The sequence below is a fragment of the Gluconobacter albidus genome (assembly GCF_002005485.1).
In the GTDB taxonomy this organism is placed as follows: Bacteria; Pseudomonadota; Alphaproteobacteria; order Acetobacterales; family Acetobacteraceae; genus Gluconobacter; species Gluconobacter albidus.
Genome location: NZ_CP014689.1, coordinates 79,272 through 90,407, shown reverse-complemented (window position 1 = coordinate 90,407; position 11,136 = coordinate 79,272). Strand labels below are relative to the sequence as shown.

The window sequence follows — 11,136 nt, the reverse complement described above, 5'->3', positions numbered from 1 at the left end:
AGATCCTGCCTTCATGAACCCGTCCCACAACAAGACCGTTCAGGAAACCGCAACATCGGCCTTTGCCGTTGAAAACGAAACGATCTTTCCCATCCCCGAAGACCGCCGCCACGGCAACGCCTGGTCGCTGCTGATGGTCTGGATCGGCGCCAACCAGAACATCATGGCCGTCATGACCGGCCTGCTGTACCCGACCATCTGCCACCTCTCCCTCGGCTGGTCCCTCCTCGCCATTCTCTCGGGCAACCTGCTGGGCGGAGTCTTCATGGCTCTCCACGCCGCACAGGGTCCCCATCTCGGCATCCCGCAGATGCAGCAGACCCGCGGTCAGTTCGGCTCCACCGGCAGCCTGCTGATCATTGCCATCATCATCCTGATGTATGTCGGCTTCACCGCGACGTTCTTCGCCATCAGCCGCGAACAGATCGTGCAGGTCTTCGGCCCTTCCGTCAGCCAGCTTCCCATCTGGATTTCCGTCCTCGTCATCGGCGCCCTCTGCGCGATCGGTCATGACGTGATCGAACGCTTCATCTCCGGCTTCATTCCCGTCGCCGCCATTACGTTCGTCCTGCTGGCCTTCGCCTACATGTCCGCATCCGGCGGCCATCTCGCCCAGCCGTTCTGGCAGTCCCCCACACCCCACGACTTCCTGACGGCCCTGTCGCTCGGCGTCCTGTGGCAGATCGCCTACGCCCCCTATGTTTCCGATTACACCCGCTATCTCCCCTCCGCGACCGGAGAGCGCACGGCGTTTCTCGTCTGCCTGACCGGCAGCGTCATCGGCACCGCATTCCCCACTTTCATCGGCTCCTATCTCGGCAGCACCGGCTTTTCGGGAACCATGTACGACGCCGTCAGGCCCTGGTCCCCACTGCTGCCCATGGCCCTGTTCGCGGTCATCATGGTCTCGACGCTGGTGAGCTGCACCATGCAGATCTACTGCGCCGCCCTCTCGTCCCTGACCTTCCTCCAGACATTCCGCCCCAACTGGACCCCGACCAGCCGCTCCCGCGCCTTGGCCGCGCTCACATTGTGCCTGTGTTGCGCCGTCATCACGATCAATCTGACCGGAAACGTGCTGGAAATCCTCGACAACGTCATCGCGCTGCTCCTCGCCGTCCTGTCTCCGTGGACGGCCATCAATCTCGTTGATTATTATTTAGTCCGGCACGGGGCCTACGATATTCCTTCCCTGTTCCGGCATGACGGCGGCGTCTACGGCCGCGCCAACCGCCCGGCTCTGCTGTGCTACGCCATCGGCGTCATCGTCCAGATTCCGTTCCTGTCAAACGGCCTCTATACCGGCCCGCTCGCCCGCGCCCTTGGCGGTATCGACGTCTCATGGATCATCGGAATTCTCGTCCCCGGCGGCCTTTACCTGGCCCTGTCCCGCAACCGGAACTGACGCTCCATCGGCCTGCGGACGCCTTCTTCGGTTTTTCCGAAGCGCTTCCCCATACATCCGTTCTTTAACTCATCGCACCGAATTGCGACCATTCCTCTATCGCACCAAACCCCGCATGAGATGCGAAGAGTTTGAGGAAACAGTTCCATGCCCGTCCACACCCGAATCCGCCCCTTCAATACGAAGGACACCTACCCCGAACAGGCCCTCGACAACGATCTCTGTCAGGCCGTCGTCGCAGGCAACACTGTCTATGTCCGCGGACAGGTGCCGCAGGATCTCGACACGCGTGAAAACGTCTGCGTCGGCGACCCGGTCGGACAGGCCCACAAGGTCATGGAAAACATCACCCTTCTCCTCAAGGAATCCGGCTCCGACCTCTCCCATATCTGCAAGGTCACGGTCTACCTCACCGACATCCGCTACCGCGAAGCCACCTACCGCGTCCTCGGGCAACACCTCAAAGGGGTCTTTCCCGTCTTCACGGGACTGGTCGTCGTCGCCCTCGCCCGGCCGGAATGGCTGATCGAAGTGGACGTCATCGCCGTCATCCCCGGCTGACCACACACCTCAAGCCCTCCTCCCTAACGCACGTCCCGCGCCGCACGGGCCATTCATGCCGAGGTACCGCCATGCAGACGAAATCCCTGTTTTCACGCCATTGTTTGCTTCTCTCCTCGACAATTCTCCTGCTGGGAGGAGGCACGAAAACAGCCTTTGCGGCCCCGGGAAAACACCACATCCCCGCCCATAGCACCCAGCCCCATGCTGCAACGCCCGCCCCAGCCCCGACGCGCCCAAAACGCACTGCCGTGGACAACACCGGCCCCGGAGAAACGATCAACGTCTCCGTCAGCCGCCACAGACCGGGCGGCGGCCTGATCAAACGCGAAACCGCAGCCCGCTCCGTCAGCACCGTGTCGCACGAATTCATCGCCAAACAGTCCCCGGCCTCCAACACCCTGGCCCTCGTCACCCTCTCCCCCGGCGCCAACGTCGCCATGGGAGACCCCTTCGGCGTCACCGACCAGTCCTCCGTCAGCGTCCGCGGCCTCAACCAGCAGGAAATCGGCTATATCTTCGAAGGCGCGCCGATGAACGACCCGGACAATTACACCCCGAACTCGTCGGAATGGGTGGACAGCGAGAACATGGAGAGTGTCCAGCTTCAGCAGGGCGCGCCGGATATTGAAATTCCGACCGTTTATTCTGCGGGTGGTACGATGAATGTGCGGATCCGCAACCCGGAATATACGCGTTCGGGACAGGTGGATGTGAGCTATGGGTCGCATCAGATGAACCGGCAGTTTCTGCGGTATGATACCGGGGAGATCGGGCATACGGGGCTGCGGGCGTTTGCGTCGTTTTCGAACCTGACCAGCCGGGCCTGGCGTGGGCCGGGGCGGAACCTGCGCCGGCATATGGATTTCAAGGCGATCAAGGACTGGGCGCCGGAGAGCTATACGTCCCTGTCTTTCACGTATAACAACGAGAACACGGCCTGGTACAGCACGCCTTCTCTGGCTGCCTGGAACAAGAGCGGGCTTGGCGGCGGGATCAATCTGGACGGCACCTACAAGTTTGGCGATTCCAATTATTACAAGGGGTTCCAGACGAACTGGACGGATTATTTCCTGAGCAGCCAGTCCCATCTCGCGCTGACGCACAAGCTTTCGCTGGATATTACGCCCTATTTCTATCACGGGTCGGGCAATTACCCGCTGGGCGTCTATACGATCCCGACGAGTGGCACCTATTATGACGGCACGCAGCCCATCAATGGCCAGCTTGCGGGCAACACCTATTCCCAGGATGGCAATGTCGCCGCGAAATGGGACTGGTATGGACGCGAGAGCTATACCGGGCTGAATGCGGCCCTGCATTACGATTCCGGCATCAATCATCTGGTGGCTGGTGCGTGGTACGGGTACAGCGACATGAATGTGAGCGAGCCGTTCTCCGGGCTGGATGAAGCGGGGAATGTTTCAAGCTCCCTGCTCAAGCTGACGGACGGGACCGTTCTGAATGGCTGGCGGTATCATACGATCACGCAGATGGTAGGGCTGTATGTCGGGGACGAGGTGCGGCTGCTCAATGACCGGCTGCATATCAATGTCGGGTTCAAGGAAGTCATGACCGCGCGTAACGGGACGCTCCAGCAGCCCGGTCCGCAGTATGCCGTCGGCTACAACTCGGCCGAGCCGCTGCCGCGCATGTCGATCAGCTACAAGGTGAATGACAACATCCAGCTTTTCGCCAATGCGACGACGAGCTTCCGCGTGCCGATGGGGTCTGCGTTCTACAACCAGTATAACAGCCCGTATGATGCGAGCCTTTACCAGACGGCGAACACGCATCTGAAGGACGAATACAGCATCGCCGAGGAACTGGGCGCGCGGTATCACAACAACTGGGTCATGGGGTCGGTGACGCTGTTCAACTACAACTTCGTTCACCACGCCATCAACCAGTACATCAATGCCGTTCCGTACTTCCTCGATGCGGGTGGAATGACGTCGCGGGGTGTGGATGCGGAACTGGGCTTTACGCCCTGGCATCACTTCTCTCCGTATGTGTCGGCGGAATATCTTTATGCGACCAACGACAACAACATCACGATGGGCGGCGTGACCTATGCCACGAAGGGCAAGATCGCGACCTCCGCGCCGCGCTGGATGGCGGCGATTGGCGTTCAGTACGATGACGGCACGTTCTTCGGCAGCGTGTCGATGAAATATGTCGACAAGGAATACGGCACGTTCATGAATGACGAGCGCATTCCGGGCCACAAGCAGGTGGATATGATGCTGGGTGCGCGCACGCATGACATCGGGTTTTTCAAGAAGCCGAGCATCCGCCTGAACATCGTCAATCTGGGCGACAGCCACTACCTGTCGGGCGTTTACAGCACGGGGCCGGTTGCGGGGACGTCCAGCTATTACGTGGCGCCGTCCTTTGCCTGTCTTGCGACCGTTTCCACAGGGTTCTGAGGATCATGCAGAACGATCTGTCCCGCTCTTTCGATTTCATCGTCGTGGGCGCTGGTTCTGCGGGATGCGTGGTTGCCAACCGTCTCAGTGCTGACGGGCGTTTCAGCGTCTGTCTCGTGGAGGCGGGGGGCGGCGACCATACGCCGAGAATCCGCGTTCCGGCGGGGACGATAACGCTCTACAAAAGCCGGCGCTTCGCCTATCAGTTCCACTCAACCCCGCAGGAGCATCTGGCGGGGCGGCGCATTCATGTGCCGCGTGGCAAGGCGCTGGGCGGGTCCACCACGCTCAACAGCATGATCTATATCCGGGGCGACCGCACGGATTACGATCACTGGCAGGCTCTGGGCTGTACGGGCTGGGGATGGGACGACGTTCTGCGCGAGTTCCGGGACCTCGAACACTGTCACCGGCAGCTTGATCCGGCGTATCACGGCTTCAGGGGCGAGCTGGATGTCACGACGCCGCGCGACGTCAATCCGCTGTCGCGACGTTTCGTTCAGGCCGGTGTCAGCGCGGGGTTGCCGGAGAATACCGATTTCAACGGTGCGACGCTGGAAGGCGTGGGCCTGTATGACGTGACCCAGCGCAACGGCTATCGGCTGAGTGCGTATCGGGCGTTTGTTCATCCGATCCTGAAGCGGCCGAATTTCAGCCTGATGTCGGGCGTTCAGGTCCGCAATCTGGTGATCGAGGACCGGGTGGCGCGGGGCGTCGTGGTCGTTCAGGACGGCACGGCCCGACTGCTGCGGGCGGAGCGGGAAATCGTGCTGTGTGCGGGGGCGATCGGCTCTCCGCAGATCCTGATGGCGTCCGGGATCGGGCGCAGCGCGGATCTGATCGCGGCGGGGATTTCGCCGGTGCATCACCTGCCGGGCGTGGGCCAGAACCTTCAGGATCATCTGGACGGGCTGGTCACGGTGCGCTCGAACGATCATCGGACGCTGGGATTTTCCGGCCGGTCGCTGCCGTCCGTGCTGATGTCTCCGCTCCGGTTCCTGTTCGGGCGCAAGGGGTGGCTGACCACGAATTATGTCGAAGCCGGGGGATTTGCGCGCACGTCCCTTGCCCGCGATGGCGTGCCGGATATCCAGTTTCATTTCGTGCCCGGCTATCGCAGTCCGCGCGGGCGGCTGTTTGAATGGGGGCATGGGATCGCGATCCATACCTGTGTTCTGCGGCCCAAAAGCCGGGGCAGCATCCGGCTGGCAACGGATGGCTCAAACCAGCCGGTCATTGATTTCAGTTTCGCATCAGACCCGCACGATCTGGACGTTCTGTGCGAAGGCATCCGCGCCGCGCGGCACATTCTGGCGCAGGGGGCCTTTGACGGAACCCGTGGCACGGAAGTCGCGCCCGGCGAGGCCGTGGCGGACAACGCCCAGATCCTGGAGTATCTGCGGCGGAGTGCAGCCACGGTCTTTCATCCCGCCGGGACATGCCGCATGGGCGTGGATGACGATGCGGTTGTGACGCCGCGCCTGACGGTACGCGGGATTTCGGGGCTGCGGGTGGCGGATGCGTCGATCATGCCGACGCTCATCAGCGGCAACACCAGCGCCCCGAGCATGATGATCGGGGCGAAGGCGGCGCGGATGATTCTGCAGGACGTCGCCTGAGAAAAATGGGGGGCCTTAACGGTCCCCCGGCACACCGTATGAAGGTGCGGAAAGCGGGTTGAGGCCGCGTGTGACGTAGTCGCGCATCTGGGGCTGCCAGAGCGTCCACAGGCTCCGCAGATCGACGAGCGGGGCGTCGCTCCAGTCCACACGCAGGTCCACCAGCGGCCAGCTCTGCTCTTCCACGACGATCAGCCCGGCGGAGTGGACCGGACCGGCTTCTCCGCCTGCTGCGAGACCGGCTTCCATGGCGAGGATCAGCCGTTCGGCCAGCTCCAGCGACGGGCTGGAGGCGTTGAAGGCGTCCTTCATGAGAGCCGGGACGTTCGTGCTGGCCAGCATGTTGCCTGCGGCGGCGACATTGGTTCCGGCAATCTCGGCGTGACAGCCCAGAACCTGCTCTCCGGCCCAGAGTGCGGTGCTGCCGATGCGGTCGAGGACGACGAGCTGTCGGAACGCCGCAAAAGCGTTGCCGCGGACCAGAATGTCCCGGCATTCCGCTGCCGTTGCGCCCCGCTCCAGCAGGTCCAGCCCGGCGGGACCGAGGCGGGGATCGGTGATGTTCTGGGTGGCGACGACGCCGACACCGGCTCTGGCGAAGGCGCAGCGGCTGGCCACGGCGGGAGAGGACGACGAAACCGCCATCCCGAACTGGCCGGTGCGTTCACAGCGGGCGACAATGGAAAAGGTCATGGGCGGTGTCTTTCATGAAACGCGCGGCGTCTGGGCCGCTTATCGTCTGAGATGGTCGAGCACCCCGTCAAGGAAGCGTTCTGCGTCGGCAAGTTCGGGCAGGGTAATGTATTCGTCCGCCTTGTGGGCGCGCGCGATGGAACCGGGGCCGCAGACGATGCAGTCCAGTCCAAGCTGTTCCCCCAGAAGCCCGGCTTCAGTGCCGAAATCAATAACGCTGACCTGATTTTGCCCGGCTTCGTGCAGGGCAAGAGAGCAGATGTCGCTCGATGCGGTGGCGTTCAGGCCGGGATAGGCATTCGTGATCCGCAGTTCGATCTCGCCGCCGCCGAGTTTTTCCGTGGCCTGACGGGCGGCGTCTTCCAGCCAGGCCAGATAGGGCGCGCCTTCATAGCCGGGCAGAAGGCGCAGTTCGGCTGTGATCGTACACAGGTCCGGGACGATGTTCAGCGCCGCTCCACCGGAAATCAGGCCTGCCTGCACGGTGGAGAACGGAACGCCAAAGCGTGTGTCGTGCCGTTCGGTCTGGCGGATATGGTCCTGCAACCGCGAGAGCGCCGCGACCATGTCGCCTGCGAGGGTGATGGCGCTTTTGCCAAGGAACGGGTTTGCGGAATGGGCAGCCTGTCCGTGGCAGATGATTTCGAACGCGATTTTCCCTTTATGGGCGAGCGCGACCTGCATGCCCGTCGGCTCGCCCACGATGCAGCCGAGCGCACCCTGATCGTCGAATTCGCCGTCTTCGCGGATGCCTGCGATCAGAGAGCGGACCCCGAGGCAGCCGAGCTCTTCGTCATGGGAAATGGCGAGGTAAAGCGGGCGTTTGAGCGGCGGCGCACCCTCCGCGCCAGCCTTGCGGGCGAGGTTCAGCATACAGGCCAGGAAGCCTTTCATGTCGCTGCTGCCCCGGCCATACAGCCGGTCTTCGCGCCGTGTGAGGACGAACGGGTCCGACGACCAGCTCTGGCCGGTGACCGGCACCACGTCCGCATGGGCGGACAGGACGATGCCGCCTGCCGTCTTTGGGCCAATTGTGGCGAACAGGCTGTAGCGCCCCGGAACACCGTTGGAGGTGTCTCCGGGGATGCAGCGCACCCGCGCGCCAGAGGCCAGAAGATGCGCCTCGATCCAGTCTATGATGTCTCCGTTCGGCAGCCCGCAGACGCTGGGAAAGCCGACGAGCGACGAGAGGATGCTCTCGATTTCGGAAACGGACACCGGGCGCCTCCGCCGTCAGCCTGCCAGAGCCAGGCGGCGGTCTGCGATATGCTCTCCGAGATAGTCCGCATCGTGCCAGACGCCCCAGATGAACGGAGAAGCGCGCCGCGACAGCCAGGCCAGCCCCAGGAAATAGAGGCCCGGCACAACGGAGACGCCACGGTCGTGGCGGGGGGCGCCACGGGCATCGAGGACGTCGATGTCGATCCAGCTGAAATCGAACTTGTAGCCGGTGGCCCAGATGACGGTTTTGATCCCGGCTGCTTTCAGATCGAGGCTCAGGATCGGGTCTGTGGCGCACGCCGGGAGGGCGCCGATGTTGCGGGCTTCGGGCTCTTCGGGGAGGTCCAGCCCGTTTGCCGTGACATAGGCATCTGCGGCGTCGAGCATCGACAGGTAGTTGGCGTCGCCGCCTTCGATATTTTTCCGGAGATCCTGAGCGAAATGCAGGCAGCCGTTCTCGAAACTCTCGGTCCGGCCCAGCAGGGTCATGCCGCTGGCGGCGAGGTCACGAAAATCGACGGTGTGGCCGCCATGAGCGCCGCTGACGGCGATGGTGACGTGTTCCGTATCGGGGCTGGGGACTTTCATGTCCCACAATCCCAGAACGCCGAGCCACCAGACGAAATCGCGGCCGCGGTAGCGGCGGGGCGGACGGTCATGAGGACCAACGGACAGCCAGACGTCCCGCCCCGAAGCCCGCAGTTCGTCTGCTATCTGCGCACCGGACGAGCCGGCCCCGATGACCAGAACACCGCCATCGGCAATCTGCTGCGGATTTTTGTAGCTGTTCGAGTGCATCTGAAGCACATCGAACTCGGCGGGAATGATGTCGGGGAAGGATGGTTTCTGGAACGGCCCTGTCGCAACCACAACATTCTGTGCCCTGATGGTGCCGTCTGCCGTTTGCGCTTCAAATCCGATGCCGTCCGGGGATTTTCGGAGATGGCGTATTTCGACGCCGCAGCGAATGGGCATGTTGATCTGGGTCGCGTAGGATTCGAAATAGTCGACAATCTGGGCACGTGGGGCAAAGCCGTCGGGGGCTGTTTTGTCGAATGTCCGGTTCGGAAAACGGTCGTGCCAGGCGGGGCCGTTGGCAACAAGGGAATCCCAGCGTTCGGCACGCCATCTCTGGGCAATGTTTCCGCGTTCCACGGCGAGATGTGGCACCCCTCTTTTGCCCAGGTGTTCGCTCATCGCCACGCCGGCCTGGCCCGCGCCAATGATGAGGGTATCGACGTTTTCCGTTGTCATGCTGGACATTTCCTACTGGACTGACAGAAGAATTCTTCCACAACTCAGGAAGACCTCTCCGTTGTTTTATGGAAACGATATGCCTCGAGAAACAATCGAATTGATTATCGTTGCTTAGTCTTTTCCTAAGAGTTTTCCTGCGTGCTGCATCGGAAAAACGGGGGGATGAATTTGATAAATCCGTCTTTGCCGTCCATCGGCGACTCTCTAGAAGATCAGGAAGACCGATATTTCAGACCATCTTGCTCAGGGACCGCCTTCATGACCGCGCATGACGAGAAAAAAGCACGGATTGATCTTGCTGCCGCCTTCCGTCTTGCGGGCCGGCTTGGCATGCATGAGGCCGTCGCAAACCATTTCAGCATGTCGGTTTCGCCGGACGGCTCGCGGTTTCTCATCAACCCGAAATGGCGACATTTCTCGCGGATCCGGGCGAGCGATCTGATCCTGGTCGATACGAACGATGCCGACAGTCTGGCGTCCTGCGATCTGGACCCGACGGCATGGGCGATCCACGGACAGTTGCATCGTCTTAATCCGGCGGCACAGGTCGCGATGCACTTGCATCCGGTCTACAGCACGACGATCTCCACGCTGCGCGACCCCAGGATTTTACCGATCGACCAGAATACGGCCCGGTATTTCAACCGGGTTGCCGTGGACACCCAGTATGGAGGCATGGCAGACAGCGAGGCGGAAGGCGCGCGCCTGACATCTCTTCTGAAAGACAGAACACGGCTGATGATGGGCAATCACGGCGTGCTGATCGTTGCGGAAACGGTTGGAGAGGCGTTTGACGACATGTACACGATCGAACGCGCGTGCCAGATTCTCGTGACCGCCTATTCCACGGGACGTGAACTTTCCGTCCTGTCGGACGACGTGGCGGAAAGAACGGCGCAGGACTGGGAAAAGATCCGGGATTTTTCCATCAGGCATTTCGAGGAAATGAAGCTTATCCTCGATCGTGAAGAACCCGATTACGCCGAGTAATCGGGGCCGGGTCTAGGTCAGGGGTTTCATGCCGGGGATTGCCGTGTCGGAAATCGAGGAACGGCAGTGATGGACGAAAAGGTCCAGCAGGCGCGATTTGCGGACGCCCTGCCATGTTGCCATGCCAATGACCATCGGGCGGTGATCGCCTGACAGCCGCACGCGGACGACCTTCTTGCCGTCGAGGGCCATGTCGGAACAGGGGCGGACATTTGCCAGCGTATAGCCGTAGCCGTTGGCGACCATGGTCCGCACCACTTCCTGTTCGGCGGAGCGGGCGTAGATATTGGGTTGCAGGCCCTCATGGTGATAGAGGGCGTTGAAATACTGCCTGCTAAGGGGGAGGTCGAGGAAGATCATCGGCTCGGCGGCAAGCTCGGCCAGATCCACGGACGAACGCTGCGCCAGATGATGGTTTTCGCTGACGAGGACATGGGGCGGAAGGCTCGCCAGAGGGACGAACTCGATCCCGGTAGGGAGATGAAGGTCGTAGGTAATGGCGATGTCGATTTCAGCCTGTTTGAGTTTTTCGGCCAGCCATTCGTGATTGGACGCCACCTGCCGGATTTCGGCGGCGGGGTAGCGCGTACAGAAGCTGTGGACGAGTTCAGGCATGATCATGGGCGCGAGCGTGACCATTGATCCGACCGAGAGCGTTCCCCTCACCTGATCCGTGGTTTCCGCAGCCAGGGAATAGAGATTTTCAGCCATTCCCAGAACGCGCTTGGCTTCTTCCATCAGGATCTGCCCCACGGATGTCAGGGACAGGCCCTGTGCGTGGTGGCGGATGAAGAGCTGGACGTTCAGTTCGAGTTCCAGATGGGAAATCGCCGTCGAGATGGACGGCTGCGAAATCGAGAGGCGCTCGGACGCATGCCGGATCGAGCCTGCCTCTCCGGCGGCGACAAAATACTCTAACTGGCGGAGTGTATAACGCATGAAGGCAGCATAACGCATCCGG

At 61.8% G+C, this 11,136-nt stretch carries 9 protein-coding genes; 5 read left to right on the top strand and 4 right to left on the bottom strand.

The features are described from left to right. Positions 1-13 precede the first annotated feature (13 nt). From A0U94_RS00390 to A0U94_RS00375, 4 genes are all read left to right on the top strand, one after another. Complete coding sequence (locus A0U94_RS00390) at positions 14-1,405, top strand: purine-cytosine permease family protein (RefSeq protein WP_077802078.1); 1,392 nt, start codon at positions 14-16, stop codon at positions 1,403-1,405. A 147-nt stretch (positions 1,406-1,552) separates the two neighbouring features. After that, positions 1,553-1,966: a RidA family protein gene (locus A0U94_RS00385; RefSeq protein ID WP_062032396.1), complete on the top strand. Its 414-nt coding sequence runs from the start codon at positions 1,553-1,555 to the stop codon at positions 1,964-1,966. A gap of 71 nt (positions 1,967-2,037) precedes the next feature. After that, entirely contained in the window at positions 2,038-4,395 is a 2,358-nt protein-coding gene (locus A0U94_RS00380) for a TonB-dependent receptor (protein WP_077802077.1), read from the top strand. 5 nt (positions 4,396-4,400) lie between these two features. Next, the gene (locus A0U94_RS00375) at positions 4,401-6,014 is read left to right on the top strand and encodes a GMC family oxidoreductase (RefSeq protein ID WP_077802076.1); all 1,614 of its coding nucleotides are present in this window, start codon (positions 4,401-4,403) and stop codon (positions 6,012-6,014) included. 15 nt (positions 6,015-6,029) lie between these two features. Here the strand turns inward: A0U94_RS00375 and A0U94_RS00370 are convergent, their stop codons facing one another. From A0U94_RS00370 to A0U94_RS00360, 3 genes are read right to left on the bottom strand one after another with little or no spacing between them, the layout of a single operon-like run. Then, positions 6,030-6,707 (bottom strand): DUF1028 domain-containing protein, encoded by a 678-nt coding sequence (locus A0U94_RS00370; protein ID WP_077802075.1) that lies wholly within the window; start codon positions 6,705-6,707, stop codon positions 6,030-6,032. Positions 6,708-6,746: 39 nt separating this feature from the next. Then, complete coding sequence (gene argE, locus A0U94_RS00365) at positions 6,747-7,925, bottom strand: acetylornithine deacetylase (protein WP_077802074.1); 1,179 nt, start codon at positions 7,923-7,925, stop codon at positions 6,747-6,749. Positions 7,926-7,940: 15 nt separating this feature from the next. Then, positions 7,941-9,182 (bottom strand): flavin-containing monooxygenase, encoded by a 1,242-nt coding sequence (locus tag A0U94_RS00360; protein WP_077803749.1) that lies wholly within the window; start codon positions 9,180-9,182, stop codon positions 7,941-7,943. A gap of 261 nt (positions 9,183-9,443) precedes the next feature. Here A0U94_RS00360 and A0U94_RS00355 point away from each other — a divergent pair, with 261 nt between their 5' ends. Continuing rightward, positions 9,444-10,175, top strand: a complete 732-nt coding sequence (locus A0U94_RS00355; RefSeq protein WP_077802073.1) for a class II aldolase and adducin N-terminal domain-containing protein — start codon at positions 9,444-9,446, stop codon at positions 10,173-10,175. A gap of 12 nt (positions 10,176-10,187) precedes the next feature. Here the strand turns inward: A0U94_RS00355 and A0U94_RS00350 are convergent, their stop codons facing one another. Next, a complete protein-coding gene (locus A0U94_RS00350) occupies positions 10,188-11,114 on the bottom strand; it encodes a LysR substrate-binding domain-containing protein (protein ID WP_062032537.1) in 927 nt (308 codons plus the stop codon). Positions 11,115-11,136 lie beyond the last annotated feature (22 nt).

Bases quoted from the DNA above. Each gene is read 5' to 3' on its own strand.
- A0U94_RS00355 (WP_077802073.1), top strand. From the start codon at position 9,444: ATGACCGCGCATGACGAGAAAAAAGCACGGATTGATCTTGCTGCCGCC.
- A0U94_RS00350 (WP_062032537.1), bottom strand. From the start codon at position 11,114: ATGCGTTATACACTCCGCCAGTTAGAGTATTTTGTCGCCGCCGGAGAG.
- A0U94_RS00385 (WP_062032396.1), top strand. From the start codon at position 1,553: ATGCCCGTCCACACCCGAATCCGCCCCTTCAATACGAAGGACACCTAC.
- A0U94_RS00360 (WP_077803749.1), bottom strand. From the start codon at position 9,182: ATGACAACGGAAAACGTCGATACCCTCATCATTGGCGCGGGCCAGGCC.
- A0U94_RS00390 (WP_077802078.1), top strand. From the start codon at position 14: ATGAACCCGTCCCACAACAAGACCGTTCAGGAAACCGCAACATCGGCC.
- A0U94_RS00370 (WP_077802075.1), bottom strand. From the start codon at position 6,707: ATGACCTTTTCCATTGTCGCCCGCTGTGAACGCACCGGCCAGTTCGGG.
- A0U94_RS00380 (WP_077802077.1), top strand. From the start codon at position 2,038: ATGCAGACGAAATCCCTGTTTTCACGCCATTGTTTGCTTCTCTCCTCG.
- A0U94_RS00375 (WP_077802076.1), top strand. From the start codon at position 4,401: ATGCAGAACGATCTGTCCCGCTCTTTCGATTTCATCGTCGTGGGCGCT.